Here is a 25,828-nt window from a genome sequence, read left to right on the forward strand (position 1 = left end):
CGCCGTGGGCTGGTGTGATCTAGCCCGGCGCGCGGTGGCTAGAATCGAAAAATATGGCAAAGAAAGTCAACGATCATTTAGCTACTCCCGCCTTGGCAGTGTTGACTGAGAAGCAGATCCCTTACCGCCTGGATATCCACGAGGCGGACCCGAAGTCGGCGAAAGGCTTCGCGCTCGATGCCTCTGAGGTGATGGGTGTGCCGCCGGAGCAGGTGTTTAAGACGCTGATGGCTGAGGTTGATGGGGAACATGTTGTTGCTGTGGTGCCGGCGAATCGCACCTTAAACCTGAAGCAATTGGCCAAGGCGGGCGGTGGCAAGCATGCGGCGATGATGGATCGCAGTCGCGCACAGGTGGTCACTGGTTATATCGCTGGTGGGATTTCGCCGATCGGGCAGAAGCACTCGCACCGCGTGTTCTTGGACGAGTCCGCGATCTTGCAAGACGAGATCTATCTCAGCGCTGGCAGGCGCGGCTGGTCGCTGATCATCGCCCCCGATGACGTGCTGCGTGCCACCGGCGGCAGCTACGCGGATATAGCTTCTGCTAATTGATACACCCCAAGATCTTAATGGCTAATCTTCAGCCAAACCGGATTAAGGTCAAAGCCAAACCAGAAGACCGGTTCTTAATATTTGGGGAATGAAGAAGTTCATCCTCGGGCTCGGCGTCCTGTCCACACTTGTGGCGTACAGCTACGGTATCCGCGCCCAACAACAACCCATTAATACAGCCGCATCCGAACCGATTGCCACCAGCACGGCACCATCGAGTGCCACAAGTGCCGCACCCTCGAGCACCACAAGTGCAGCGCCTTCAACCACAACTGCCTCCTCGGGCGCCTACACCGACGGCACCTACACGGGTAGTGCCGAGAACGCGGTCTACGGCACCGTTCAGGTCCAGGCCACGATCACGGGTGGCAACATCACCGATGTCACCTTCTTGCAGTCGCCGGATTCGCGCTCGGCTTCAGTGCGCATCAATCAGCAGGCAATGCCGTACCTGAAGCAAGAAGCCATCGCTGCGCAGGACGCCCAAGTCAATACGGTCAAGTCCGCGGGAGTGGTGTTTCTGCCTTTCGATAAAACAAGCAGCGTGACGACCTCAGGGACCGGCACGAGCTCGATGCTGGCGCGGGCTCATGCAACCTCCTGAGTGGATTCCCTGGCGTCGATCACAGAGCTGGCCATCATCGCCTTCGTCTGCTCCAGGCTCGTCAACGACATGTAGCGCTTCTGCTGGATCCAATCATCGTGCTGCTCCGCCAACACGGCACCGACGAGGCGGACGACGGCGTCGCGGTTGGGGAAGATCCCGACGACATCGGTGCGCCGGCGGATCTCCCGGTTCAACCGCTCGGTCGGGTTGTTCGACCACACCTTCGTCCACACGGCCTTCGGCGCGTTCGTGAACGCCAGCAGCTCATCGAGGGACTCCTCGAGGTAGTCCGCGACATGGGGGAACTTCTGCTCACAGAAGCCCACCACCTCCCGTGCCTGATCCCACACAGCCTGGGCGTCGGGTTGCTGAAAGATCGTCTGGAACATCGCCGACAATGTCGGCCACTGCGTCTTGGGCACAAGGCCGGAGAGGTTCTTCGAAAAATGCGTCCGGCACCGCTGCCAGGACGCGTTGGGCAGGACGTCGCTGATGGCGTGCTGGATGCCCAGGTGCGCGTCGCTGGTGACCAGGTACACCTGATCCAGGCCCCGGGCCTTGAGGTCGCGGAAGAACCCGGTCCAGGAGGCCACAGACTCGGATGTGGCGACCTGCATACCGAGTAACTCGCGGTAGCCTTCGGCATTGACGCCGGTGGCCAGCAGGACGGAGGTTTTGACCACGCGGCCGCCTTCACGGACCTTCATCGTCAGCGCGTCGCATGAAACATACAGGTAGGGTCCGGTATCCAGGGGCCGGGTCCGGAAGTCCTCGACCATGACGTCGAGGTCTTTGGCCATCTCTGACACCTGTGATTTCGACAGGTTGTTGATCCCCAAGCTGGCGACCAGGTCGTTCATCCTGCGGGTGGAGACACCTTTGAGGTAGCAGGTGGCGATCACGGTGGTCAGGGCCCGTTCGGCCCGGGTGCGTCGTTCCAGCAGCCAGTCGGGGAAGAACGAACCGGTACGCAGCTTGGGCACGGCGACGTCGATGGTGCCAACCCGGGTGTCGAGGTCGCGGTGGCGGTAGCCGTTGCGGACGTTGGTGCGGGACTCGGATGTGGTGGCGTATTCGGCGCCGCAGATCTGGTCGGCCTGGGTGGACAGGATCTGGTTGATGAAGCCCTGGAGCATCTGTCTCATCAGGTCCGGGGAGGCTTGAGACAGCAGGTCGTCGAGATAGGTGGTGGGGTCGATAGAATGGGGGCCAGCGGCCATCGTGGTGTCCCTTTCGAGGAGATGTAGGAGTTGATTCGAAAGGTACTGCGGTGGTCGCCTCGTGCATTCATGAGGGTTGTCACCGGCAGTTACAGATACACCACGCTAACGGACGCAACCGTGCGCGTGTTCCCGCACCTGATCCAGCGGGTGGGTACCTCTGCTACAAGTGCGGACTTCGTCTTCGTCACTGATCGGAAGGTGTCCTATCGCCCCGGTCAATACATGGAGTGGACGCTTCCGCACACAGGCGTTGATGCGAGGGGCAATCGTCGCTACTTTACGCTCGCGTCCTCGCCGACCGAGCCTAACCTGCGCCTCGGCGTGAAGTTCAACGATCCCAGCAGCAGCTACAAGCGAGCGATGGCCTCGATGAACTATGACACCCCAATGGTGGCGGCGCACGTTGCCGGCGACTTTGTCCTGCCCCGTAATAAACGCAAGAAGTTGGTCTTTATCGCGGGTGGCATTGGCGTGACTCCGTTTCGCAGCATGGTGAAATACCTACTGGATATGAACGAGCCCCGCGACATTATCATCCTCTACGCTGCGAAAAACTCCTCCGAGATCGCCTATGCGGACGTCTTCGAACAGGCACGAACCCAATTAGGCTTGTCGACGACCTACGTCTACTCCCAGCCCACCCATTCCCAGATTGATACTCCGTATATACGCACCGGCCACATCGACGGGCCAACTATTCAGGCCACGGTGCCGGACTTGAAGAACCGCACCTTCATGATCTCGGGGAGCCAGCAAATGGTCGACAGCGTTGAATCTGTATTGCTGCAGCTTGGCGTTTCCCGCCACAAGATTAAGACAGACTTCTTCCCCGGCTTTGTCGAAGGCGCAGATTCCCGCGACCACCACCAGAAGGGTGCCCGCTTGGCTACGCTCAATCTATGAAACCAAAAACCGTCCTGCTTCTAGCAGCACTCTTGCCCGCCGTGTTGATTGCGGCATGCAGCTCGCCCAGCCAAGCAAGTTCCCCACAAGGCAACTGGGGGAGTAATGAACCCCAGCAGCCACAGCTGACCCTCGCCGATGATGGCTCGCTGAGCGGCACCGACGGTTGCAATCGGATCATCGGGAGTTGGGAGCTTCACGACGAACGCGTCCAACTTTCACCACTTGCCACCACCATGATGTTCTGCGAAGGCGTGGACACCTGGCTGTCGAATGCTGCCACCGCCGAGGTGAAGCGCGAGACGCTGCACCTTTACGACGAGGCCGGCGCTGAAATCGGCACCCTGGAGCGCCAGCAATAGCTGGTTAGTAGTAGGTGCCCAGGGGTTCAAGAGTTGGATCAGGATCCTGGAGAACAGCGCGAACTCGGTCGCTGAGCTCTAGGCTCCAGCCCGGTTCGTCCAGAATTCCCGCCCACATATCCACCGCATCGGCCCCGTAGGCGTGCCCGTACCCATCTGGCACGCCCGTAGATAGTGCCATATCGGCGGTGACCTGCCAGAAAGTCACAAACGGCATCCACCGCATATTCGTGTTCACGTCCGGCCCGAGTTCTTCTTTCAGCCAATCGGGGCGGTGCAAGATTAAGTCGAAGCTCCACCAGACGATCGGGTCAGAGGCATGCTGCCAGTAGACGAACCGAGGCGTTGCCCAATCGTCGAGAAGCGAAAGATCTTCCCCGCGCGCAGCAAACCGGATATTCTCTCCGCCGTCAATCACTGGGAGGCGCTCGGGCGAGCCCGCGTCGCGCTGTTCGGTGAGGCGCTGCCACGGCTGGGAGAAATGCGGATTACCGATGATCAGCGCGCCGTCGAGGGTTTCAATGAGGTTCATTTTCGAACCAACCGCACCTTGGGCGCCATATCCGCCGAGGCTTTCGCCCATGACCACCAGACGTGGCCGGTCGGCCTCGGGAATGGTGGTCATCGCCTCCTGGACCTTATCTAGCAGCACAATGCCCGCCTCGAGGGGAGTCTCTCGGTCAGCCATAAACGCCAGCGGGCTTTGCAAGTAGCTGTACTGCATCGATGCGATTGCCGAGTTGCCAGCCGTGATGTATTCCAGGGAATCGGCACCCGCCGGGTTTACCCAACCGCGCCCTGTCGTGGTCACAACGGCGATGGTGCCACGCTCGAAAGCCCCGGTGCGATGCATTTCGGCGACGACATTGTCCGCGATTTCCTCCAGCGTATCCGCTGACTGTCGACCCGCATACACCCGAATCGGCTCGATCGCTTCCTGCCCAGTAACTGCAGTGATGTCTTGTGCTCGTGGGCCAGAGGCAACGAAAGAACGCCCGTCGCGCCCCAGCGAATCCCAGCTTTGCAGCGATTCATCCGAACCCGAGCGCAGCGGTTCGCCTGCGGGTTGCACGATACCTTCGCGGGTTTTCGAATTCACGGCAACCTGGGAGCTTTCCATCGCGCGCACGATCAGGTTCGGCAGGACTCCGTCGGCAAAAAGCGTTACGACGATGACAAGCACCGCCACCGTTGTCAGGCGTGAAACGGGACGCGGCACGTGCTTGGCTCCCCAGTTAATGATCTTCGCAGTAAGCGCGCCAATACCTCGTCCCAACTGGATGAACAACGCAGCCAGAGCGAAAGCGATGATGACGACAAGGATATAAAAGCTCCGTGCCTCCGTTTCCACCCCGACGAGCTCTCTGGTTTCACGCTGCCACTGGGCACCGAGAATGCCGAAGAGGGGAATGAGCACAATTGTGGCCACGGCCAGGGTCCACCAGCCGATCTTTCGTACCTGCGGGGAGGGCATCACTTTCACACCGGACCAGCGGAGTATCTTGGCAACGAGAACTCCGAGGCCATAGCCGATGGCCATGCTGATTGCAGTGGCCAGCGCCTGGAAATACCACATCCGGGGCAGCAGCGACGGGGTGAGCGACCAAGTGAAAAATAGGAGGGCTCCAACTAAACCTGCTGGGTGGAAGGAGCGCAGATAGGGCAGAGTCGCCCCTTTGATGTTTTGCACTAAGAAATCGTACCGATAACTCGGCCGAGCATGTTCAAATTCCTTGTTTTGGGTTTAGGCTGTTGCAGGGACCTTCTCCGGATTGAGCACTCCCAAATAGGCGGCGACGAAAGTGACCTGGAGCAAGCCGACCCCTCCCCACAGCGCGTGAGCCCAACCAAATCCGTTCAGTACCCAGCATTCGCCGAAGATCCAGCAGACCATGACGAAACCAGCCGCCAAGTGCGCGAGCGCGAACCGCTGCGGCCATTTCCAGCCGACAATGATGGCCGCCCACTGCCAGCCACCAACGACGACGCCGAGCAGAAAACTGGCAAGCAAATATTGCCCGGCAAAAAGCGTGGGATCTAAAGCAGGGGCATAGATGTGCGGAATAAATACGAGTGTGGCCCAGCCGATAAGTGTTGAAATAGCTTGGAACCAGGCGATGATGATGAGCAGCGTTTTCCACGTGCGTTTCATAACTTAAGTGTAAAACTTCGAGGTCCTAGCCCTGAGGGCTTTGCCCGTGGGGTCTATCACGCCGTTTTCGAGTTCCGGGGGAAATCGAGTTAGATGCGTCCAGTTTCGGTTAAGAGCTTGGGTGCGTCGCCGGATGCGAGAGCCAACGCACGTTGGTTCAGTTCCTCGACGCTGAGCTTTGTGCTCTGTCCGAAATCGACCAGTGCCAGTGTTGTGTTTAGCGACAAGGCGCGAATAATCGTCCACTCGACTGACTCGTCCATTGATTCAAGATTTGCTGTTTCAAGGGCAGGGAGCTCGGCCAAGATGTCTGTGCCGTGGACGGTTCGGAGGTCTCGAAGCTTGAGAATCCTGAGTGTGGGGTGGTTAGCCAGTGGCGTAAGGTCTACGTCTTCGATGTCGGAAAGACGAAGCTCTTGCAGTGGGAAATCGGCTATTCCGTTGAGATCAATCTTCTCCGATGTGTAAAGACAAAGACTAAACGGACTCTGGCCAGCCAAATCGCTCACCCGAACTAGGGGTTGACCGCCAATTGTCAGTTCTTGCGTGCCAAAAGGAATGCTGGCCGGATCGAAGTGATCTTCTGGTTTTACAGTGAACTTTCGATTCGGCGGCTTGATCTCAGGCGTCAAGCGACCAGCAATGTAATCGATCAGTGAGTCCGCGATCAGTGTAGGTCCGTCGTATTCATCGTCGCCGAAGGTAATTACTTGCCCCGGGGTTCCGTTGGGCCCGGGAACAGTATCGATGGCCAAGTAATTTCCGCCGTAATCGTTGGCGAAAGGGATCCATCCGGGGTGTTTTTGGCGAAGCTGAGTAGCTCCTTCTAACCCGTTCGTGTATCCGACGTTATTGTAGGGTGGGTAAAGCGCCACGTCGGCAGTGTTGGTGTAATCCCTTTCGATGATTTCCGTATTCGACAAGGACCAGTCCCCGGTTAAGCTTTCCTCCTCGACGTTGTCGAAAGAGATGAGCTCCGGGCCATTGGACAAGCGCAAGAGCGCTGCCAATTCGGGAGGTACGGGCTGACCGAGAACGTGAGAGAGCTCGTCGAGTTGCTGGTCAGTAGCGACACCAAAGGATCGGTAGAACTGGGAGTGGCTGTCCCAGAGAGACGTGAGCTCGTCGATACGTTCTTGTGAAGGCTCCGGAAGAACCTGCGGCGCATCGTTGATAGGAAGGTCGCGGAGCACTACATATTTGGGATTACCAGGCACGGATGCGACTTTCCAATAGCCGTCGACATCCAATGTCACCGCGATTGTCACCTGCTCCTTGGGGGCGAGAGCAACATGAAGTGCTTTGACGGGTTCGCGAACAAGTGGATAGAGCCTATTTGAATGCTCGAGGCGGTTTCCTTGTGCATCTTCGCACCAGAGCTGGAAACCATGGTTTCGTTGACCGTAGCTGAGGCGGATTGTCACAGATTCAGCGTCAGGCACTGCGACAAATGCAATGCGGAGGGTTTGCAAGAGGGGATTGAGGTGCTGCTGCTCAATGTGCATGGCCTCATTGTCTGGGAGGCCACGCACTCCTGCAACTGCTGGGGTTTAATGGTTGTGAGTGTTGTCTTGGGCTTTCTTCGCCTCATTGCGGATTTGAATGCCACTGATGAGCTGGAAGATGCCCCAACCAAGTGCCAGCAAGCCGAGGAAGACTGCGACACCGACGGCGGCGCTACCTGGGTTCGCAATGAAGAGGATGCCAGCGATGATGAAAAGAACACCGCTGATACCAATCGCCCAGCGCGAGCCCATCGTGACAGGCCCGAAGGCTGCGATCAGCCCGATGATGCCACGCAAGATCAGCCAGATGCCAAGAATCCACGCGATCGCGACCGCGCTTTCAAAAGGCCGGAAGAGAACGAGCAGGCCAGCGATGATGCCAATAATTCCCATCACAATCAGCCAGCCACGCGCCGGACGTCCTGCCGGTTGGAAAGCCGAGATGAGGGAGAGGATGCCATCGATGAGGGCGTACGCACCCCAGAGCATGACTAGGGCAAGGACTGTTTCTGTCGGCCAGACCAGCGCGACGATGCCAAAAATGATGGCAATGATGCCGGATCCGATGAGGAGAGTTCCTGAGCGTTTTACAAAGTCAAGCATGTTTTACACCGTTTCTTACTTGAACGATTTCCTCAGCATCACCGACTAAGGAATTTACCCCTCAAGTCTATCGGCATCGAAGATCAAATGGCTCGTACTCCAGAAACTTGGGTTTCGGTCTACGCTCGGAAATCAGCATCCACGTCAGCCAAGGAGTATCAATGCCCACTTATACCGTCTGGTCAAAGCCGAATACGATCTCAAGCGAGGCGAAGCGCCGAATTGCCGAATGCATCACAGCCGCTCACCACGAGGAAGCCAAAGCGCCTCGGTTTCTTGTCCAGGTGATTTTCACTGAAATTGCGCCGGACTCGCACTTCCTGGGCGGTCAGCCCGCCCCAGCGAGCCAAGTGTGGGTTCGCGGTGACATTCGCAGCGGCCGCGCCACCGAGCAGAAGGAGAAACTCCTGCTCCGCCTTACCAACGAGATCGCCGACATTCTTGGCATTGCGTCAACCGAGATGATGGTCTACCTCAACGACATCCAGGGCGCGAACATGACCGAATATGGCCGCTTGCTCATGGAACCAGGCGAGGAAGACGCCTGGTTTGCGAAACTCCCCGAGGAGTTGCGGGAGCACCTGCGTCGCCTCGAGGAATCCTAGTTAAACCGTGATTTTCGCCGGTTCCGTGTGGATCAACGTCTCGGACTTGGGCAGTGCCTCGAGGATTGCGGCCTCCAACTCGTCGGCAAGATCATGTGCGTGCTCTACGGTCCACTCGCCGGGAACGTTCATGATCACGTAGATCAGGCGCTGACGACCCGACGCCACCGTACGAGCAGGCTGAAAGGTCACGCCCTTCTCGGCACCGAACTTGTCCAGCACTTCGTTCAAGACTTTCACGTCTTCCGCAGGTAGCGCTTCGCTGATCAAGTTGCTTAACGACGATTTGAGCAGCGTGTAACCCGTCCACATGATATTGATGCCAACAAGCAGTGCAATGACTGGGTCGAGCCAGGTCCAACCGGTCAGCGCCACCGCGGCGATGCCGACGACGACGCCGACTGTGGTCCACACATCTGTCATCAGGTGGTGGCCGTCTGCGTTGAGAGCAGCGGAACGATACTTCTTGCCGCCCCGGATGAGCGCTTGCCCCACGAGGAGGTTGACCAGTGCAGCCGCGATGGACAGAACTAAACCGATTCCCACTTGCTCAAGTGGTTGTGGGTTAAACAGGCGCTCAACCGCGGTGTAGATGATCATGCCGGCAGCAACGAAAATCATTGCGCCCTCGACCAGGGCTGAAACGTACTCAGACTTGCCGTGGCCGAAGTTGTGGTTGTCGTCGGCAGGCTTGGCTGCAATCCTGATGGCAATGAACGCGACAACTGCTGCGATCAGGTTGACGCCGGATTCCAGCGCATCCGAAAGGAAGCCGACCGAGCCGGTGAGTACTGCGGCTGCGAACTTGAGCACAATGGTGACAATGGCCGCGGCGATGGACAGGAGCATAAATCTTTCGACGATTTTCTGCTCTTTCTTATGGGATTCTGAATCAACTGACGTAGTAGTCATGATGAAGCCTTCTATTTCAGGGCTGGGGCAGTGTCTACCCAAGCGCGGGATTGGATAGAAGGTCTCGTTCGCCCGTTTGTACGGACTGATTGGCCGGGCGAAAACTTCGCCAGGATGTCGACCATTCATCGCCACTGAAAATGTGGGTGTGAACTACTCCCCTTCGGTAAATCATCCTAGCACTACTATTCAGTAGTGCAGTGATTTAGGTCTGACTAAATAGGGGGTTACCTGGTGATTTGTATCATTGGGCATTGTTCATTTATTGTTAACGAGTCGCAAACAAAGCGAGCGCGCCCCGTTCGTCTAGCGGCCTAGGACGTCGCCCTCTCACGGCGGTAACACGGGTTCAAATCCCGTACGGGGTACCAAAGTATAGACCCAAGCTATTAAGCTTGGGTCTTTTTCTTTCCCCTTCTTCCAAAAGTCCGGAAGATCCGACATAAATTAAATTTCTTATAAATTTTAAGTTTGTATTTTTAATTGTTGACGTGTATACATTTATATGTTGTCACGTCACCGAATGTGTGCCTGAAACGCTGGAATCTTAATTGCGGGTCACATTTCCTTATCTAAGGCATTGAAAATGGCTAACTCTGTTGCTCGCATCTCCTACGAAAATTCAACCGACCTCACCGGAACACTTCGCAATTCAACCAAAGTCACATACCGCCGAGTTCTTAATGGCCGAACCCGCGTCGGTCTACATATCTGGGGCCTGATCATGCTGATCACCAGCCTCGCCCTACTAGGGTGGATCGCATTCGGTGCAGCAGTGAATCCATCCCCGCTAGTCATTGTCGCGGCTGTGCTCATGGCTTTGATCGAGCTGATCCGCATTTTCCAATCAGTGACTCTGTGGATTTTTGCCCGACATGCACATGATCCCGTGCCAATGAAGCCCGTCCCAGGACTTCGCGTTGCCGTGCATACAACTATCGTGCCTGGGAAGGAACCCTTTGACTTAGTTGCGAAGACGCTCCTTGCGATGAAGGAGATTCGCTACGAGGGCGGTTCTGTTGACGTTTGGCTTCTCGACGAAGGCAACGAACCTTACATCGCTCGTTGGTGTCAGGAAAATGGAATCCACCATTTTTCGCGAAAGGATATTGAAGAGTGGAACCAGCCCAGCGGACAATTTAAAGCGAAAACTAAGCACGGGAATTTGAACAGCTTCCACGCGGCGCACGGTCATGAATATGACATCGTTGCTCAGATGGACCCAGACCACGTCCCTTCACCGGAATTTCTTGAACGCAGCCTGGGCTACTTCGCTGATCCTTCCGTAGGCTTCGTGGTTGCGCCTCAGGTCTACGGAAACATTAAGGAATCCTTCATTGCTCACGCCAGTGCCGTCCAGTCCTATATTTTCCATGGCGTGATCCAGCGCGGTGCAAACGGCTTAAATGCCCCTCTGTTGATTGGCACCAATCACCTCATCCGCACCCAAGCACTTCGCGATGTAGGAGGCTATGCCGACAACATCATCGAAGACCACCTCACCTCAATGGCGCTTTTTAGCACAAAGAATGAAGCCGGGGAATTGTGGAAGGGCGTATATACCCCGGATATCTTGTCTGTTGGCGAGGGTCCTACAACCTTTAGCGACTACTTCTCTCAACAACAACGGTGGGCCTATGGGATCTGGGATATTGCCATCGCACACTCGCCACGTACCTTGAGGAAAATGCCCAAGAACCAAGCGGGAATGTTTGTCATGTTGCAATCCTTTTACCCGTCGGTCGCATTGACCTGGGTGCTTAGCATTATTCTGACCGGACTTTACTTAACTGGATTTGTTCACGGTCGCCCAATGACCGAATGGTTAATCTTCTGGGTGCTGTCCATGACTTCGACGCTGGGGTTCTTCTTCTGGCTGCGACGTTTCAATCTCGTCGAACACGAGCGCAAGGACCTGGGACTTTCAGGCATGCTCCTGCAGTTGATGTGCATCCCTGTATACGTGCGGGCAGGCTTCCAGGCAGTGCTTCGTCGAAAATTGAAATATGCAGTCACCGCAAAAGGCGACTTAGCCTCTCCGGATAGTCTGCGGACCTTTGGATCACACTTTGGGTGGGCAGCGGTGGCATTGGTCATGCTCGGTGTAAGCTTTGCGGGTCTGGGCTCGACATTCTTTGGTGTCCGCTTTTGGATTATGTGGGTCATATTTGTCTGCCTACTCGGTCCGACGGTGTGGATGGGAATGAACGCGCGTAGGCGTACAAAGGCGCAGCAGCTTGCAATTACGGCTGGCTCTCGAGAAGCCCAGCCGTGGATTCACATGCCAAAGCGTATAAGAAAAACTGCGTAGTGCCTGCAGAATTCTTTGCGAAGCAAGCTAAGGATAACCCCTACCGGAATGGTCAATCGCCTCGATAAGCACACGCTATTGAAGCGAGTGGGTTATAACCAGTGGTGTGATTGGGGAAATTGGTTCCCTTCGCACAAAGTGCAGCCTAAAGTCAGAAGTACGAAGTCAAAGCCCCCCGCAACACATGTAAAGCAGGGTAGAGCCTAGACATCGTGCACCTGAACCAAGAGGCCGAAAGGAGACTAGATGGCAGTAAGTGACAACACTTATTTCAGCCAAGCTGAGCACCCGGTACGCCGAGGGCTGATCGCGGCATAGCCATAATCCAAACTTCTGATTCGCTAGGTATGCGAGAAGTTACGGAGCTTACGCCCGAGAAATACCAAAGGTATCAGCTGCCTGAAGATTTGAATAGCGAATGAACTCCACTGTATATATGCACGTCACCCACTTATGAAACCGCGGACGTAGTTACGGGTAAGCACGAACCCGGATTAGAGAAACCTCCGCAAGATGACTTAGCTTCGCAGTAGAGTCCGTTCCTTTCAGACGGGTTCAGAAAACCGCATCCACAACCCCCGTGGATGCGGTTTTTCATTGCCTGGAATCACCGGTGGATTTTAGATCTTTTCCATGATCGCGTCGGCCATAGCCTGCTGGCCGAGTGGGGTCGGGTGCATCGGGTAGGTATCAGTTTCGATGCCCGTCACGTCGGTCCACCGGTCCTCGGGTGCGGCGCAGACTGTGTGGTCTTGCGCATTAGCCGGCATGACATAGGCCCACCCATGGTCCGCTGCGACCTTCGCTACGTGCTCGTTGAGCTGATTCGTCAGATCTACGGCCCAGGCGCGGTCCTGCGGGGAGACGAAGTAGGCATCTGGGCACTCGCCTTCGGCATTGAGCAGCGGCAAGTAACCGGTGACGTACACGTAGGCGTTGGGTGAACGCTCCGCAATGGTGGTGTAGACGTTGGACAGGTTTTCGTCGATATTAGCTAGCAGCTCGGCGTTGTCGTACTCTTCCGAGCAATCCGAATGGGTTCCGGACAGAAGGGCATCCTGGAAACAGTCGGCGAAGACGGGGAAATTGATGTCGTTGCCGCCGATGGTAACCGTGACTAGGTCCGTTTCTGGAGTGAGCGCGTCCGCCTGAGGTGCAATCATGTCGGCGCCTTCGCCACTCGGCGCCAAAATATCTTCTGTTGTTGCGCCAGAACAGGTGACGTCATCGGTAACTTCGACGCGGTCGTGTTGGCTAATCAGGGTGGGGTAGTTGTCAACCGAGCGCACACAGGCTTCTGGGCCAGTGGTGTCTCCGCTGAATGAACCCATGGCCGCGTAGGAATCGCCGAGGGCAACGTAGTGGTGATACGTCACTTCTATGGGAGTAGGGGCTGCCGTCTCCTGGGCAGGTTGGGATCCGCACGCGGTGAGGGCCCCAGCGGCGAGAAGCGTGACTGCGGTTAAAGTCCAGATCTTCTTCATATCGCTCAACACTAGCCCTTGGCGTACCGGATGCTCGAAAACAAAACCCGGTTGCTCGAAAACCAATTTCGAGCAACCGGGATGAAACGCGCGGGAACTAGACCAGCTTGTGGGTCAGGTTCGCTGGGCGGGTGTAGGTGTTCACCACTGGCGACCACTGGATTGCGTCATCCACGATCTTCTGCAGGGTCTCGCGGTCTGCGTCGCCGTCCAAGTCAACGGAAACGCGCACATCGGAAACACCTGGACGCTTGTGCTCGCCGAGGTCGCCAACGCCCCAGGTAGGGGAGATGTCAATGTCGCTCTCGATGTCAATGTTGATCTTGGTCAGGTTCACACCACGGTTGGTAGCAATAGCCTGGATGCCCACCGAGATGCATGCAGCAAGGCCGGCCTGCGCGGTATCGGTTGGATTCGGCGCGGAATCGTCGCCAAGCAATGCTGGTGGCTCGGAAACCAAAACCGGCTCCAGATCGCGGATCTGGGTGTAGTTGCGGAAAAGACCGTCAGCCTCGGTGTGCGTCTTGATGGTGCGGCGGCCGCCCTCTGGATTGTCAATGTTCTTCTGGGCAAGCGATGCCAGCTTGTCCTTGTCAATTGGCTCCAGAACTTCGCCGTCGTTGTGGTTTGGCGTCAGATCAGACATTTATATGCTCCTTGAAAGCTGAGTGTGAAACTACGGTGTTCACCATAGTCCGGGTTGAATTAAATTGCTAGACCGCTTGGTTCGCAGAAACTGAACTGAGTGCAACAGTAACCGCACTGTTCGCTGCCTTGTCAGTCTCCTGGATAAACCACGGATCCGTGCCGGGGATCGGCGGCGAGATCGTGGTGTCCGGGTACTGCGAGTGCGCCGGAATGCCCACCATGTGCAGACGTGGGTCCTGCTCACCGTCGGGATTGATCACCCGACGAGTCACCGGGTGCTGGTCCACAGAACCCGTCGGCAGCTCAGTGCCGTCCTTCGCCAGATCGGTAAAGGGACGCACGCGCTCGCTATCTACCAGGTTCAGGGTGAAGGCATCCACGGGTTTCCGGCGAATATCGGGTTTGTTCACCCACGCGTCGAGAAGCGTGGTGCCCTTATAGCGCACCCCGCCCGACGACGGCGAACTCATGGTCCACTCGCCGGTGTGACGGTCGGTATCGAGGAAAGGATGTGCGCCGATGAAGCGCACGATCCCGGCATCGACGAGCGCAAGCAGCTGGCGCGTTCTAAAGATCGGCGGTCCGGAGCACGCCAGCTGACCCAGCGCAATCGCCTTGTCGAACATGTGGTGCCGCGATTCCACCGTGTAGCGACCTTCCGCACCGAGTACCTGCGTTGGCTTACGCGAGAATCCGATCGACCACAACGCAGCACGGACAGGGCTGTCTAGTCCGCCCTCGGCGTCGCTCAAATCCTCCTGCATGCGCTGGACAAGGTAGGCGGTCAGTTCCTCAGTATTGTCAAAAGTTGCCGGAATCAGGTGCAGCCAACGCAGCAAGGAAAAGCGCTTCGTGGTGTACTCGGTGATCACATCGTCCATGGCAGTCACGCCGTTGAAAACCACGCTGGCGTCGACCTCGGCGTCGTCGATAGCTGCAACGATCGTGTCCAGGTCGGCCTTGAGTGCCTCCGGTTCTACGCGCGCCAGCGTCTTCACATACGCGTGATACGCGTCGCGCAGCACGGCCGGCCAGACCTCCACGTCGTAGTCGATGGAACGCTTTCCGCTTCGCGACGAAAGCTGCGCAACCACCTTCTTCAGCCGTGGGATTTCAGCTGCAGGAGGCAGCCCGCCATCATCGGACTGCGGCATGAATGGATAGCCGCGGCGCGAGCTGGCGTAGAAGGTAGGTTCCTTGCCAGTGGGAATGTAGCGCACTCCGCCGGAGGCGTTTTCGTCCTCGACAAACTGGCCCCCGCGCTCGACGGTGGTCATGATCAAAACGTCGAAAAATCCCATGCCAAGTCCGCGCGCCAGTACACTTTCATTAGCCTCGATGGAGTCAATGTCCTGCTCAATGGGGTTATCGGCGCGAATCCACTTGAGGTTTTCGTGAGCCTCTAAGGTCTTCTTGATCCACTTTTCCTGCTCACCTAAGCCCTGGTTTTGCCAGCCGGTTACCGCGATCGTGGCAGAGGCAGTGACTTCCTCGCCGTTGTCCAGGGTGATTAGATCGTGGTCGTCGACAGACTCAGTCTTGGTCGCACGCGCCTTGTGCTGGATAACCGTGACCCACTCCGGGACATCTTTGAGAATGGAGTGGAAGAACCAGAGCAGGTAATAGCCGTACAGGGCGCGCGGTGGGTAGGACTCGGGGTGGATCGCCTGGAGTTCTTCGTCGCTGAAGCGCTCGTTGACCTCGGGTTCAAGCGGATGCTTTTCGACGAAGGCCAGCTTCTCAGGGGAGACCTCGGAGGTATCGCCGAGGTGGAGGCGGACCCACTCATAGATGGTAGGGCCTTCGACAACAGGAGCCTCGACGCTGGCGCCCGGCTCGGCAAAGAGCGTCATGCCGTGGGCGAAGGTGTTCATGCACAGCGCCTTGGTTTGGTTAATGTCCCAGACTTTTCCGCCGCCGTGTTGTGCGTCGTCGATCAGGTGCAGCTCGAGGCGCTCTGGCGGGTTTTCCACTGTATTTAGGCGTGCAATGAGGCGCTCCAGCGTGGATACGCCGCGGGGTCCAAGGCCGATGAGGGCGATGGAAGGTGTTGAAAGTGGCATAGTTTGAAAGGTTCCTCAAAAAGTTTTTAGACCGCTAGGTCCGCGCTAATCTTTCCGAAACTATACCATTCTGTCTATTAAATTCAGACTTCTTTGTGGGGTGCCGCTTTTGCTCAAAGGCCCAATATTGGTGACGTTGGGCAAATGGACTGTTTACGTCGACTTTTGTGCACTATGTTGAAGCGTCGTCAATATCTAACGCCGTGAATAAAATTCCCTATAAGCCCGCCGAAACCAGCTCGGCGGCCTCGCTCAGTTCCTTGCCGCAGCACTGGGCGGGCGAGGGGCGCAGGCGCTCGGCCGGGCCAGAAACAGACAGGGCGGCAACCAAGGCCCCGGAAGAATCAAAGATGGGGGCCGAAACGCTGGCCAGGCCTACTTCGCGCTCGCCGATGGACTCGGCTAGGCCGGACTCGCGAACTGCGGCTAGGTCGGAGGGGGAGAAGGGCTCGTCGTGAAGCGAGCTAAATGCTGCGAAGATGCGGGCGGCCGAACCGTGAGTTAACGGCAGTTGTGAGCCGACGGGGACCGTGTTTTGGAGGCCGATCGGTGGTTCTTGGGCGGCGATGCAGGTGCGGGTGTGGCCGGTGAGTTGGTAGAGCTGGACGGATTCGCCGGTGGTGTCCACGAGCCTGGCCATGATCGGGGATGCGATGGAGATCAGGCGCGATGGGGCGGTACCTGCCAGTCGGTTGAGGGTGGGGCCGACCTCCCATTTGCCGTCTGACGTGCGGATGAGCATCTGGTGAGTCTCAAGGGCGGTGGCCAGGCGGTGGGTGGTGGCGCGGGGGATTCCTGTGGTCTCGCACAGTTCGGCGAGGGTTTTTGACCCGCTGGAGACGGCGTGCAGGATCGAGATTGAACGATCTAGTACCTGAATTCCGGATTCTACGCTATACTTTCCCATATACCGGATAATAGCATCTCACTTAATGGGAAACTGGGTGAGGTAATCAAGGAGGGGAACATGGCGGACAAGCCATTGACACTGGCAGAGAAAGTCTGGAACGACCACGTTGTTAAGCAGGGCGAAAACGGCGAACCAGACCTGATTTACATTGACTTCCAGCTGCTCCACGAAGTGACCTCCCCGCAGGCCTTCGACGGACTGCGCATGACTGGCCGCAAGATGCGCCACCCAGAGCTGCACCTGGCCACCGAGGATCACAACGTTCCTACCGAGGGCATTGTCAAGGGCTCGCTGCTGGAGATCCGCGAGGCTACTTCGCGCACCCAGGTGGAAACCCTGCGTAATAACTGTGCTGAGTTCGGCGTGCGCCTGCACCCCATGGGCGATGTGCAGCAGGGCATCGTGCACACCGTTGGCCCGCAGCTGGGCATTACCCAGCCGGGCATGACCATTGTCTGTGGTGACTCGCACACTTCTACCCACGGTGCCTTCGGCGCAATCGCAATGGGTATTGGTACCTCTGAGGTTGAGCACGTCATGGCTACCCAGACCTTGTCGCTGAAGCCTTTTAAGACCATGGCCATTAATGTCTCCGGTGAACTGCAGCCGGGCGTGACCTCCAAGGACTTGATTCTGGCGATCATCGCGAAGATTGGCACCGGCGGCGGCCAGGGCCACATCATCGAGTACCGCGGCGAGGCCATTGAGAAGCTGTCCATGGAAGCCCGCATGACAATGTGCAACATGTCCATTGAGGCAGGCGCCCGCGCCGGCATGGTTGCACCTGATCAGAAGACTTTTGATTACGTCGAGGGCCGCGAGTTCGCACCTAAGGGTAAGGACTGGGACGAGGCAGTGGCGTACTGGAAGACCTTGCCTACCGACGAAGGCGCGGAATTCGACACCGTCGTCGACATTGACGGCTCCGCGCTGACCCCATTTGTTACCTGGGGCACCAATCCAGGCCAGGGCCTGCCACTGTCTGAGACCGTGCCGGACCCTGAGTCCTTCGGCGACGATCAGGCTAAGGCCGCGGCTGAGAAGGCATTGGCCTACATGGATCTGAAGGCCGGCACCCCGCTGCGCGACATCAAGATCGACACCGTGTTCTTGGGTTCGTGCACCAACGCACGTATCGAGGACCTGCGCGAAGCCGCCTCGGTGGTCAAGGGCCAGAAGATCGCAGACGGCACTCGCATGCTGGTCGTTCCTTCCTCCACGCTGGTCAAGCAGCAGGCAGAAGAAGAGGGCCTGGACAAGATCTTTACCGAATTCGGTGCCGAGTGGCGTACCGCTGGTTGTTCCATGTGTCTGGGCATGAACCCGGATCAGCTGAAGCCAGGCGAGCGCTCCGCGTCCACCTCGAACCGTAACTTCGAAGGTCGCCAGGGACCAGGGGGCCGCACCCACCTGGTCTCGCCGCTGGTCGCAGCCGCAACCGCCATCACCGGCCACCTGTCCAGCCCGGCCGACCTGTAAATCACCCCAACCAATAGGAGAGAGACCATGGAGAAATTCACCACTCACACTGGCGTTGGCGTGCCACTGCAGTCGTCCAACGTGGACACCGACCAGATCATCCCAGCTGTATACCTCAAGCGCGTCACCCGCACCGGCTTCGAAGACGGCCTGTTCGCCAACTGGCGCAAGAAGGACGAAAACTTCGTTCTTAACCAGGAGCCATACAAGAACGGTTCCGTGCTTTTCGCTGGCGCTGACTTCGGCACCGGTTCCTCGCGGGAGCACGCCGTCTGGGCGCTGATGGACTACGGCTTCAAGGCCGTGTTCAGCCCACGCTTCGCCGACATCTTCCGCGGCAACTCCGGCAAGGCCGGCCTGCTTGCCGGCATCATGAGCGAGTCCGACATCGAGCTGATCTGGAAGCAACTCGAAGCAGAGCCAGGTCTTGAGGCCACCGTGTCCCTGGAAGACCGCACCGTCACCGTGGGTGAGAACACCTACACCTTCGAGATCGACGACTACACCCGCTGGCGCCTGATGGAGGGCCTCGATGACATCGGCCTGACCCTGCGCGAGGAAGACGCGATCGAGGCCTACGAGGCAAAGCGCCCAGCCTTCAAGCCTGCTGTGGCTTCTTCCTAATCCCGGTAAATTCAAAGAGCCTTCCCGCCACCCCATGACATTTGTCATGGGGTTTTGGTGACAATGCCAAGATCGCTTCATGACGAATAGCTCTACCTGGACTTTTATCTTCCCGAGATAGTGGAAGTAGCACAGAAAAAGTCCACTGAAAGGCGCTCTCATGAACACGGCAACAGCAACGCAACGCACACCCACCGACACGCACTCCACCGACGTCATTACTGTCCGCGGACTGACCCGCACTTACGGCACCAAGAAGAAAACGTACACAGCCGTCGACGCGATCGATTTCTCCGTCGCGCGCGGCGAGGTCTACGGCCTGCTGGGCACCAACGGCGCGGGCAAAACCTCCACGCTTGAAATCCTTGAAGGCCTTGCCACTCCTACCGCCGGTAGCGTCGCGGTCCTCGGCATGGATCCCATCACGCAGCGCCAAGACGTCCGCCGCCAAACGGGCATCGTGCTGCAAGACGGCGGCCTGCCCAGCCAGCTCACGGTTCAAGAAACCATGACCATGTGGGCGGGCACGTGCTCGTCGCCTTTGCCTATCGACGAGGTATTAAACCGAGTCGGCCTCGCCCACAGGCTCACTATCAAAGTGGGCATGCTCTCCGGAGGAGAAAAGCGCCGCCTCGACCTCGCCTGCGCGCTGGTGGGCAACCCCAGCCTGCTCTTCCTCGACGAACCCACCACAGGCCTCGACCCGGAGTCACGCCGCAACGTGTGGAACCTGCTCCGCGAACTTAAATCCGAAGGCGTGACCATGGTCCTTACCACTCACTACCTGGAAGAAGCCGAGTACCTGTGCGACCGCATTTCCATCATGCATAAGGGCTCCATCCACATCGAGGGAACACTCTCGGAAATTGCCGAGTACTCGAGTGCTCGCATCAGTTTCCGGGCACCGGAAGCCCCTCTGCCAGATCTGCCGGGCACAGCCATCACCCGGGACGGCAACGCCATCGCAATCAGCACCGACAACCTCCAAGCAGACGTTCTCACCATTCTCCACTGGGCCGAGGACAACAACCTCACCCTTGACGGCTTCAGCGCCGATGTCGCCAGCCTCGAACAAGTCTTTCTCGACATCGCAGGAAAGGACCAGTAATCATGACCACCCAAACCCGCACCCCAGAAACCACATCCACCAACTATTCCCGCACCTCATCGTTAGCTAAAGCCGAAACGAAACAATTCTTCCGCAACCCCACGCTGCTGTTTATGAGCCTGGTCTTTCCGGCCGGATTCGCCGGCACCATGTACGCGCTCTACGCAGCCATCGCCGAGGACTTTCCGGCAAACTTCCCGGCCGCAGTGAGCATGGAAATCTTCGTCCTGATCTCCCTGACATTCGTGCAGTTCTACTCGGTGTTGTCCATGGTGGCCACACGCCGCGATGAGCGCGTGCTCAAGCGACTGCGAACTGGTGAAGCCACGGACGTCAACATCATCCTGGCCATCTGCACACCTGGTGCCATCGTCACGCTATTGTCCTTCCTTGCCTTCGCCACCGTGATCGGCATTCTCTCCGGCAGCGCCCCCACAAACTTCCTGCTGCTTAGCGTGGCGATGCTCGCCGGGCTGGTCATCGCCTCAAGCCTGGCCCTGGTCACCGCCGCCTATACCCGTAACGCCGAGGCCGCGCAGATCTCGTCACTGCCGGTCATAGGCTTGGCCATGTTGTCCCAGCAATCTATCCGTTCGATGTTTCCCGAGAACATCGCCGATATCATCGCACTGACCCCGTTTGCAGCAATCTCGGATCTGACCTATCTCGGCTGGTCCGGACTGGATCGCGCAGGGGAAGTCCACGTGGGATTCGTCGATACGCTCGTGGAAGCCTGGCCTGCCATCCTCGCCTTAATCGCCTGGTCGCTCGCCACCACATACTGGGCAAAAACCACCATGCGCTGGGACTCCCACCGCGACTAACACGCAGATAAAGTAGGCATCATGTTGGGGATGAACACATGGAAGCAGATGGATTCCGTAGAACGATTCGTGTTCTACTTCCGTGCTTCCGTGCACATCATGATCGTGGGCATCATGGCCCTCGTACTGCTTGATAGTGCACTGGTCACAGGCATCGAGATCGACTTCACTCACCCAGCCGTCATCCTCGCGTGCGTGGTGCTCATCGGATTGACGGTACTCGGGCTCATTGTCACCGAGCTCGAACCCGTGTGGAACAACCGACCCCGCGCTAACGTCCGCCCCTGGCGCATTGCCACCGCCATCGCCTCAACGGTGGCGGTTTTCGCCGGAATACTCCTCGAGGAGTTCTCCGCAGGCACCTGGGCCTTTGCCGGTGTGACCTTCATCGGCGGAGGAGCGGTGATTCTGGCCTTGGTGGTCATCCCGTGGATGAAGTACCGTTGGTGGTTGATCATCGCGTTATTCCTCGTAGTCGGGGCGTTTTCGTGGTGGACCATGGCGATATTTTCCTTGTTAATCTTCGTCGCGATCGTGCTGTCCATCTGGTCGGTCAACGTGGTCAAAGAAGCCGAACGTGCCCGCTACCTAGAATCCGCCCTCAAGGTCTCCGAGGAACGGCTCCGCTTCGCCCAAGAACTCCACGACACCCTCGGGCAGCACCTCGCCGCGATGTCGGTCAAGGCCGAGCTTGCCCGTGCGCTCGCAGCGCGTAACGACGATCGCCTGGCCTCCGAGCTCGCCGAACTCCAAACCCTGACCAAAACATCCATGGCCGAGATGCGCGAGGTGGTCGACGGGTATCGCTCGATCAACCTGGCCACCGAAATTGAGGGTGCGCGCTTGCTACTATCCAACGCGGGAATCCAGACCACGATCCATGGGGGAGCCTTCGACATCGCCGAACCCGACCGCGAACTGGCAGCCTGGTTCATCCGGGAAGCCGCGACCAATATTCTGCGCCACGCCCACGCAAACTACGCCACTTTCACCCTCGGGCCCGCCTTCGTCGAGGTGATCAACGATGGTGTTTCGGGCGATATCGGCCGCGCCGGAGGGATGAGTGCGCTGCAGCGCCGTGCCGGGGCGAGTGGCTCGTCGATAAGCTTGCGAAGAGACGGCGCACAGTTTTTCGCGCGGCTGAACTTCTAGGAGGTCCAACATGACAATTCACGCGGTGATCGTCGACGATGAATCCTTGGTGGCGTCCTCCCTTGCCACGCTCATCGGGCTGGAGGAGGACATCGAGGTGCTCGCGGTGTTGGGCTCCGGCGAGGAACTGGTGGCCTGGTGGCAAAAACAGTTGGCCACGAACCAGCCGGTGGCAGACGTCATTGTCACCGACCTGCAAATGTCCGGCATTGACGGCATCGACGCGGTGGCGCAGATTCACCAGCTCAGCCCGGATGCTAAGGCGATGGTAATCACCTCCCATGGCAGGCCACGCCAACTTAAACGGGCGCTCTCAGCTGCCATCCTGGGGTTTCTACCCAAGACCTCCACGGCGCAGGAATTCGCCGCGGCCATCCGCGCGGTCAACTCGGGGCGGCGCTACCTCGACCCGGAACTTGCCGCATTGGCCATCTCAACGGGGGAGTCGCCGCTCACCGAGCGCGAAACCGACGTACTCGCCGCCGCCGGTGCCGGGGGCTCCGTGGACGACATCGCCCGCCAGACCTTTTTGGCCGCGGGCACGGTGCGCAATTATCTCTCTAGCGCGATGACCAAGGTGGGCGCGCAGAACCGCTTCGAGGCGTTTACCATCGCCCGCGATCGCGGCTGGATCTAGCTTTAGCGCACCGGTAGCGCGCTTGGCATGTAATCGGCGCCGGTGAGCTCACCGTTATTGAAGGACAGCGACCACACCGAGCCCTTCTTCGCCTTAATTTCCCCGTCGATCGGCAGGCGACCATTAGCCGAAAGCCACGCAATCATATCGGGAATGGCCACGCCCTGCGCCACAATCACGCTGGTCCCGCCCATATTCACCACTTCCATGAACGCCTGTTGCGCCTCTACCATGTGCTCCAGCCAGTACTCGTCGCCGAATCGCTTATCGACGACCACGTCCACCCCAAGCTCGTCTGCAAGCGGCTCCGCAGTCTGCACACAGCGATCTGGCTCCGCGGAAAACACCCGGGTCGGGGCAAAAGGAGTGAGCATCGGCACAAGCATCTCTGCCTGCCTGCGCCCCTTCTTCTCCAGTGGGCGCAGGTTATCGTCGCCATTCCACTTGGCGCGGTCATGGGCTTTTGCGTGGCGGACGTAGAGAATCCGCGAGGTGGCTGGCAAATTGAAACGCTTCTCCGCCTTGACCAGAACTTCCCGATCAAGGTCATAGGTCATGAGTTCCTGGGCCTGGTCCATCGGCAACCAGCGAATCTCGTCGACCTCGCTGTTCGGGGTGAACTCGCCGGAAAGTACCTCACCGGTCCAGTAATAGACCACCTTTGTGCGATCGAGCACTGGGTACACAGTGCGGCCAAGAAGCTTGCCCAGGCGCACGTGGTAACCGGTTTCTTCGAAAACCTCGCGCACGGCCGTAACCGGCAGTGACTCATCCGGGTCGACTTTGCCCTTGGCTAGCGACCAATCGTCGTAACCCGGGCGATGGATACAGGCAACCTCGCGGTTTCCATGCTCATCCTTGCGCCACAACACGGCCCCTGCGGCCAGTGTTGTCCGTGTGAATTCCTTACCCGGTTTGGAAGGAATGATCTGGAGCCGGCCGGTGACCAGCTTTTCGCCGAAGACGTCTTTATCGGTCTCGTGTAGCGCATTATTCTTGCCCATAACTTTCTATTGTGGCGTAATCAAGGCACGCGCGCTATCTCAACTAGGATGAGCACCAATAATTACTTTGGAAGGGAACGCTTAATGGTCAATGTTGCGGTGATGGGAGCTGGCTCCTGGGGAACCACTCTGGCAAAAGTCTTCGCAGATGCGGGCAACACCGTCACATTGTGGGCGCGCCGGGACGAGCTTGCTCAGGCCATTGATCAGACCCACATTAACCCCGACTACCTGCCGGAAATCACTCTTCCCGAGTCCATTTCCGCCACCTCGTCTGCCGCCGCCGCGCTTGATGGCGCCGACATTGTGGTCTTCGCCGTGCCTTCCCAAACCATGCGCGAAAACCTGCAAGTGTGGACCCCACTGTTGCCGCCGGATGCAACCCTAGTTTCCATTTCCAAGGGCATCGAGTCCGATACTTACAAGCGTATGACCCAAGTCATTTCCGAGATCACCGGCGCCAGCGACGACCGCATCGCAGTACTCACCGGCCCAAACCTGGCACGCGAGATCGCCGAGGAACAACCCGCCGCCACCGTCATCGCGTGCACCAACGAGAACCGCGCCAAGTTAGTTCAGGCCGCCTGCGCCACTTCTTATCTGCGCCCCTACACCAATACGGATGTCATCGGCTGCGAGGTCTCCGGTGCCTGCAAGAACGTCATCGCGCTGGCCTGCGGCATGGCTTCGGGTAAGGGGCTTGGCGAGAACACCCTGGCCACCGTGATCACCCGCGGTCTCGCCGAGATTACCCGCCTCGGCATGGCGCTCGGCGCCGACCAGCGCACTTTCGCCGGTCTTGCAGGCCTGGGCGACCTCGTGGCCACGTGTAACTCGCCTCTGTCGCGCAACCGGACCTTCGGTTTCCGGCTTGGTGCGGGCGGCACCTTGGAGGATGCAAAGGAAGCCACGCATGGTCAGGTTGCCGAGGGCGTTACCTCGTCGCGAAGCATCTTTCACCTTGCAAACAGCGTCGGTGTGGAAATGCCGATCACCCAGGCTGTGTACGCCGTGTGCCACAAGGGTATGAGTGTTGATGACATGATTGTTGCCCTGATGGGTCGATCCAAGAAGTCTGAGTAAGAGAAAGTAGGCTGTATTCGTGATACGTATAGCAGTAGTTTATGGAGGTCGCTCCACTGAGCACTCCATCTCGTGCATTTCCGCAGGCTCCATTATGGCGGCGCTTGACCCAGACAAGTACGAGATCATCCCCATAGGCATCACCCGCGAGGGCACCTGGACTTCCGGCTCGCTCGACCCCGTCGGCGGGGAGGCGTTGCCAGTTGTGCCCGAGGGCCGCGAGATCGCGTTGTCCGTGGATCCGCGCCGCAAGGGCGAGATCGTGGATGCACGCTCCGGCGAAACGCTCGCAGTCGTCGACGTCGTGTTCCCCGTCATGCACGGCGCCTTCGGTGAAGACGGCACTATCCAGGGCCTCTTCGAGATGTCCGGCGTGCCCTACGTCGGCCCCGGCGTCCTCGCGTCCGCGTGCGGCATGGACAAGGAATACACCAAGAAGCTGTTGGTTGCGGAGAGCCTGCCCGTTACGGATGAAGCAGTTTTGCGTGACGACGAGATCCTGCCCGAGGATCAAAAAGCTCGCCTCGGTTTGCCGGTGTTCGTGAAGCCTGCACACGGAGGTTCCTCGATTGGCGTGAACAAGGTGACTGACTGGGATGATTTCCCGGCCGCCGTTGCCCTGGCTCGCGAGACCGATACCAAGGTGATTGTGGAAGCCGAGCTCGTCGGCGACGAAGTAGAGGTCGGTGTGCTGGAATACCCAGACGGCAGGATTGTGGCCTCTTCACCTGCGAAGTTGATTGGCACGGAATCCACCGAGGAAGGCTTCTACGGCTTTGATACCAAGTACCTTTCTGATGCTGTCTCGGCCGAGATCCCTGGCCCCTACGATGAGGAAACCACTCGCCAGCTCAAGGCCATGGCCATTGAGGCTTTCAAGGCGCTGAACTGCTCCGGCCTATCCCGCGTGGACTTCTTTGTTACGGCGGAGGGCCCTGTGATCAACGAGATCAACACCCTGCCAGGCTTCACCTCAATTTCTATGTACCCGCAAGTGTTTGCAGCTGATGGCATTAGTTATGCGGAGCTGCTGGATACGCTGGTGGCAACGGCGCTGGCTAAGAAATAGCGCTGG

At 58.2% G+C, this 25,828-nt stretch carries 25 protein-coding genes and 1 tRNA gene; 15 read left to right on the plus strand and 11 right to left on the minus strand.

The window, feature by feature from the left end:
* Nucleotides 1-53 precede the first annotated feature (53 nt).
* Together ybaK and ACXZ66_RS06605 are read left to right on the plus strand one after the other, a co-directional pair.
* Nucleotides 54-554, plus strand: a complete 501-nt coding sequence (gene ybaK, locus ACXZ66_RS06600; protein ID WP_458751101.1) for a Cys-tRNA(Pro) deacylase — start codon at nt 54-56, stop codon at nt 552-554.
* Nucleotides 555-642: 88 nt separating this feature from the next.
* Nucleotides 643-1,158, plus strand: a complete 516-nt coding sequence (locus ACXZ66_RS06605; protein WP_458751102.1) for an FMN-binding protein — start codon at nt 643-645, stop codon at nt 1,156-1,158.
* Here ACXZ66_RS06605 and ACXZ66_RS06610 read toward each other — a convergent pair.
* Nucleotides 1,143-2,381 carry an IS256 family transposase gene (locus ACXZ66_RS06610; protein ID WP_458749673.1) on the minus strand — a complete coding sequence of 413 codons (1,239 nt, stop codon included), beginning with the start codon at nt 2,379-2,381 and terminating at the stop codon, nt 1,143-1,145. The two genes, ACXZ66_RS06605 and ACXZ66_RS06610, sit on opposite strands and share 16 nt — an antisense overlap.
* Nucleotides 2,382-2,411: 30 nt before the next feature.
* Between ACXZ66_RS06610 and ACXZ66_RS06615 the strand changes: the two genes are divergently transcribed.
* On the plus strand, nt 2,412-3,287 hold the full coding sequence (locus ACXZ66_RS06615; RefSeq protein ID WP_458751103.1) for an FAD-dependent oxidoreductase: 876 nt from the start codon (nt 2,412-2,414) through the stop codon (nt 3,285-3,287).
* On the plus strand, nt 3,284-3,649 hold the full coding sequence (locus ACXZ66_RS06620) for an META domain-containing protein (RefSeq protein ID WP_458751105.1): 366 nt from the start codon (nt 3,284-3,286) through the stop codon (nt 3,647-3,649). The genes ACXZ66_RS06615 and ACXZ66_RS06620 overlap by 4 nt, the downstream gene beginning before the upstream one ends.
* A 4-nt stretch (nt 3,650-3,653) precedes the next feature.
* Here ACXZ66_RS06620 and ACXZ66_RS06625 read toward each other — a convergent pair whose 3' ends face one another.
* From ACXZ66_RS06625 to ACXZ66_RS06640, 4 genes are all read right to left on the minus strand, one after another.
* A complete protein-coding gene (locus ACXZ66_RS06625; RefSeq protein WP_458751106.1) occupies nt 3,654-5,339 on the minus strand; it encodes an alpha/beta hydrolase in 1,686 nt (561 codons plus the stop codon).
* A gap of 54 nt (nt 5,340-5,393) precedes the next feature.
* Nucleotides 5,394-5,801, minus strand: a complete 408-nt coding sequence (locus ACXZ66_RS06630; RefSeq protein WP_458751107.1) for a hypothetical protein — start codon at nt 5,799-5,801, stop codon at nt 5,394-5,396.
* 89 nt (nt 5,802-5,890) lie between these two features.
* Nucleotides 5,891-7,306, minus strand: a complete 1,416-nt coding sequence (locus ACXZ66_RS06635; protein ID WP_458751109.1) for an SMI1/KNR4 family protein — start codon at nt 7,304-7,306, stop codon at nt 5,891-5,893.
* Between the two features lie 45 nt (nt 7,307-7,351).
* Nucleotides 7,352-7,909, minus strand: coding sequence for an HdeD family acid-resistance protein (locus ACXZ66_RS06640; RefSeq protein WP_458751111.1), 558 nt, complete (start codon nt 7,907-7,909; stop codon nt 7,352-7,354).
* A 161-nt stretch (nt 7,910-8,070) separates the two neighbouring features.
* On the opposite strand from ACXZ66_RS06640, the gene ACXZ66_RS06645 reads away from it, so the two are divergent.
* Nucleotides 8,071-8,514 (plus strand): tautomerase family protein, encoded by a 444-nt coding sequence (locus ACXZ66_RS06645; RefSeq protein ID WP_458751113.1) that lies wholly within the window; start codon nt 8,071-8,073, stop codon nt 8,512-8,514.
* Here ACXZ66_RS06645 and ACXZ66_RS06650 read toward each other — a convergent pair whose 3' ends face one another.
* Nucleotides 8,515-9,426 carry a cation diffusion facilitator family transporter gene (locus tag ACXZ66_RS06650; protein WP_458751114.1) on the minus strand — a complete coding sequence of 304 codons (912 nt, stop codon included), beginning with the start codon at nt 9,424-9,426 and terminating at the stop codon, nt 8,515-8,517.
* A gap of 295 nt (nt 9,427-9,721) precedes the next feature.
* Between ACXZ66_RS06650 and ACXZ66_RS06655 the strand changes: the two genes are divergently transcribed.
* Both ACXZ66_RS06655 and ACXZ66_RS06660 read left to right on the plus strand, forming a co-directional pair.
* Nucleotides 9,722-9,797, plus strand: a tRNA-Glu gene (locus tag ACXZ66_RS06655).
* Between the two features lie 215 nt (nt 9,798-10,012).
* The gene (locus ACXZ66_RS06660; RefSeq protein ID WP_458751116.1) at nt 10,013-11,737 is read left to right on the plus strand and encodes a glycosyltransferase family 2 protein; all 1,725 of its coding nucleotides are present in this window, start codon (nt 10,013-10,015) and stop codon (nt 11,735-11,737) included.
* A 620-nt stretch (nt 11,738-12,357) separates the two neighbouring features.
* Here ACXZ66_RS06660 and ACXZ66_RS06665 read toward each other — a convergent pair.
* The 4 genes from ACXZ66_RS06665 to ACXZ66_RS06680 all read right to left on the minus strand — a co-directional run bounded on the left by ACXZ66_RS06665 (nt 12,358) and on the right by ACXZ66_RS06680 (nt 16,839).
* The gene (locus tag ACXZ66_RS06665; RefSeq protein WP_458751117.1) at nt 12,358-13,221 is read right to left on the minus strand and encodes an SGNH/GDSL hydrolase family protein; all 864 of its coding nucleotides are present in this window, start codon (nt 13,219-13,221) and stop codon (nt 12,358-12,360) included.
* Between the two features lie 97 nt (nt 13,222-13,318).
* Complete coding sequence (locus ACXZ66_RS06670) at nt 13,319-13,867, minus strand: OsmC family protein (RefSeq protein ID WP_458751119.1); 549 nt, start codon at nt 13,865-13,867, stop codon at nt 13,319-13,321.
* A 67-nt stretch (nt 13,868-13,934) separates the two neighbouring features.
* Complete coding sequence (locus ACXZ66_RS06675) at nt 13,935-15,932, minus strand: FAD/NAD(P)-binding protein (protein WP_458751121.1); 1,998 nt, start codon at nt 15,930-15,932, stop codon at nt 13,935-13,937.
* 217 nt (nt 15,933-16,149) lie between these two features.
* Nucleotides 16,150-16,839, minus strand: a complete 690-nt coding sequence (locus tag ACXZ66_RS06680; protein WP_458751123.1) for an IclR family transcriptional regulator — start codon at nt 16,837-16,839, stop codon at nt 16,150-16,152.
* Between the two features lie 60 nt (nt 16,840-16,899).
* Here ACXZ66_RS06680 and leuC point away from each other — a divergent pair, with 60 nt between their 5' ends.
* The 6 genes from leuC (at nt 16,900) to ACXZ66_RS06710 (ending at nt 22,666) form a co-directional block, all read left to right on the plus strand.
* Nucleotides 16,900-18,321: a 3-isopropylmalate dehydratase large subunit gene (gene leuC, locus ACXZ66_RS06685; RefSeq protein WP_458751125.1), complete on the plus strand. Its 1,422-nt coding sequence runs from the start codon at nt 16,900-16,902 to the stop codon at nt 18,319-18,321.
* Between the two features lie 27 nt (nt 18,322-18,348).
* Nucleotides 18,349-18,945 carry a 3-isopropylmalate dehydratase small subunit gene (gene leuD, locus ACXZ66_RS06690; protein ID WP_458751127.1) on the plus strand — a complete coding sequence of 199 codons (597 nt, stop codon included), beginning with the start codon at nt 18,349-18,351 and terminating at the stop codon, nt 18,943-18,945.
* A gap of 160 nt (nt 18,946-19,105) precedes the next feature.
* Complete coding sequence (locus ACXZ66_RS06695) at nt 19,106-20,053, plus strand: ABC transporter ATP-binding protein (protein WP_458751129.1); 948 nt, start codon at nt 19,106-19,108, stop codon at nt 20,051-20,053.
* Nucleotides 20,054-20,055: 2 nt separating this feature from the next.
* Complete coding sequence (locus ACXZ66_RS06700) at nt 20,056-20,877, plus strand: ABC transporter permease (protein ID WP_458751130.1); 822 nt, start codon at nt 20,056-20,058, stop codon at nt 20,875-20,877.
* A gap of 21 nt (nt 20,878-20,898) precedes the next feature.
* Nucleotides 20,899-22,029 carry a sensor histidine kinase gene (locus ACXZ66_RS06705; protein ID WP_458751132.1) on the plus strand — a complete coding sequence of 377 codons (1,131 nt, stop codon included), beginning with the start codon at nt 20,899-20,901 and terminating at the stop codon, nt 22,027-22,029.
* A 10-nt stretch (nt 22,030-22,039) separates the two neighbouring features.
* Entirely contained in the window at nt 22,040-22,666 is a 627-nt protein-coding gene (locus tag ACXZ66_RS06710) for a response regulator transcription factor (RefSeq protein WP_458751134.1), read from the plus strand.
* 2 nt (nt 22,667-22,668) lie between these two features.
* Here the strand turns inward: ACXZ66_RS06710 and ACXZ66_RS06715 are convergent, their stop codons facing one another.
* On the minus strand, nt 22,669-23,670 hold the full coding sequence (locus ACXZ66_RS06715; RefSeq protein ID WP_458751136.1) for an NUDIX hydrolase: 1,002 nt from the start codon (nt 23,668-23,670) through the stop codon (nt 22,669-22,671).
* Between the two features lie 84 nt (nt 23,671-23,754).
* Here ACXZ66_RS06715 and ACXZ66_RS06720 point away from each other — a divergent pair, with 84 nt between their 5' ends.
* A complete protein-coding gene (locus ACXZ66_RS06720) occupies nt 23,755-24,753 on the plus strand; it encodes an NAD(P)H-dependent glycerol-3-phosphate dehydrogenase (protein WP_458751307.1) in 999 nt (332 codons plus the stop codon).
* A gap of 19 nt (nt 24,754-24,772) precedes the next feature.
* Complete coding sequence (locus ACXZ66_RS06725) at nt 24,773-25,822, plus strand: D-alanine--D-alanine ligase family protein (RefSeq protein ID WP_458751138.1); 1,050 nt, start codon at nt 24,773-24,775, stop codon at nt 25,820-25,822.
* The last annotated feature ends 6 nt before the right edge of the window (nt 25,823-25,828 follow it).

This window comes from Corynebacterium sp. S7, from assembly GCF_054401105.1.

What these genes read in the sequence shown, in the direction of transcription:
- ybaK (WP_458751101.1), top strand. Translation starts at nt 54, where the DNA reads ATGGCAAAGAAAGTCAACGATCATTTAGCTACTCCCGCCTTGGCAGTG.
- ACXZ66_RS06605 (WP_458751102.1), top strand. Translation starts at nt 643, where the DNA reads ATGAAGAAGTTCATCCTCGGGCTCGGCGTCCTGTCCACACTTGTGGCG.
- ACXZ66_RS06610 (WP_458749673.1), bottom strand. Translation starts at nt 2,381, where the DNA reads ATGGCCGCTGGCCCCCATTCTATCGACCCCACCACCTATCTCGACGAC.
- ACXZ66_RS06620 (WP_458751105.1), top strand. Translation starts at nt 3,284, where the DNA reads ATGAAACCAAAAACCGTCCTGCTTCTAGCAGCACTCTTGCCCGCCGTG.
- ACXZ66_RS06630 (WP_458751107.1), bottom strand. Translation starts at nt 5,801, where the DNA reads ATGAAACGCACGTGGAAAACGCTGCTCATCATCATCGCCTGGTTCCAA.
- ACXZ66_RS06635 (WP_458751109.1), bottom strand. Translation starts at nt 7,306, where the DNA reads ATGCACATTGAGCAGCAGCACCTCAATCCCCTCTTGCAAACCCTCCGC.
- ACXZ66_RS06640 (WP_458751111.1), bottom strand. Translation starts at nt 7,909, where the DNA reads ATGCTTGACTTTGTAAAACGCTCAGGAACTCTCCTCATCGGATCCGGC.
- ACXZ66_RS06645 (WP_458751113.1), top strand. Translation starts at nt 8,071, where the DNA reads ATGCCCACTTATACCGTCTGGTCAAAGCCGAATACGATCTCAAGCGAG.
- ACXZ66_RS06650 (WP_458751114.1), bottom strand. Translation starts at nt 9,426, where the DNA reads ATGACTACTACGTCAGTTGATTCAGAATCCCATAAGAAAGAGCAGAAA.
- ACXZ66_RS06660 (WP_458751116.1), top strand. Translation starts at nt 10,013, where the DNA reads ATGGCTAACTCTGTTGCTCGCATCTCCTACGAAAATTCAACCGACCTC.
- ACXZ66_RS06665 (WP_458751117.1), bottom strand. Translation starts at nt 13,221, where the DNA reads ATGAAGAAGATCTGGACTTTAACCGCAGTCACGCTTCTCGCCGCTGGG.
- ACXZ66_RS06670 (WP_458751119.1), bottom strand. Translation starts at nt 13,867, where the DNA reads ATGTCTGATCTGACGCCAAACCACAACGACGGCGAAGTTCTGGAGCCA.
- ACXZ66_RS06675 (WP_458751121.1), bottom strand. Translation starts at nt 15,932, where the DNA reads ATGCCACTTTCAACACCTTCCATCGCCCTCATCGGCCTTGGACCCCGC.
- ACXZ66_RS06680 (WP_458751123.1), bottom strand. Translation starts at nt 16,839, where the DNA reads ATGGGAAAGTATAGCGTAGAATCCGGAATTCAGGTACTAGATCGTTCA.
- leuC (WP_458751125.1), top strand. Translation starts at nt 16,900, where the DNA reads ATGGCGGACAAGCCATTGACACTGGCAGAGAAAGTCTGGAACGACCAC.
- leuD (WP_458751127.1), top strand. Translation starts at nt 18,349, where the DNA reads ATGGAGAAATTCACCACTCACACTGGCGTTGGCGTGCCACTGCAGTCG.
- ACXZ66_RS06695 (WP_458751129.1), top strand. Translation starts at nt 19,106, where the DNA reads ATGAACACGGCAACAGCAACGCAACGCACACCCACCGACACGCACTCC.
- ACXZ66_RS06700 (WP_458751130.1), top strand. Translation starts at nt 20,056, where the DNA reads ATGACCACCCAAACCCGCACCCCAGAAACCACATCCACCAACTATTCC.
- ACXZ66_RS06705 (WP_458751132.1), top strand. Translation starts at nt 20,899, where the DNA reads ATGTTGGGGATGAACACATGGAAGCAGATGGATTCCGTAGAACGATTC.
- ACXZ66_RS06710 (WP_458751134.1), top strand. Translation starts at nt 22,040, where the DNA reads ATGACAATTCACGCGGTGATCGTCGACGATGAATCCTTGGTGGCGTCC.
- ACXZ66_RS06715 (WP_458751136.1), bottom strand. Translation starts at nt 23,670, where the DNA reads ATGGGCAAGAATAATGCGCTACACGAGACCGATAAAGACGTCTTCGGC.
- ACXZ66_RS06720 (WP_458751307.1), top strand. Translation starts at nt 23,755, where the DNA reads ATGGTCAATGTTGCGGTGATGGGAGCTGGCTCCTGGGGAACCACTCTG.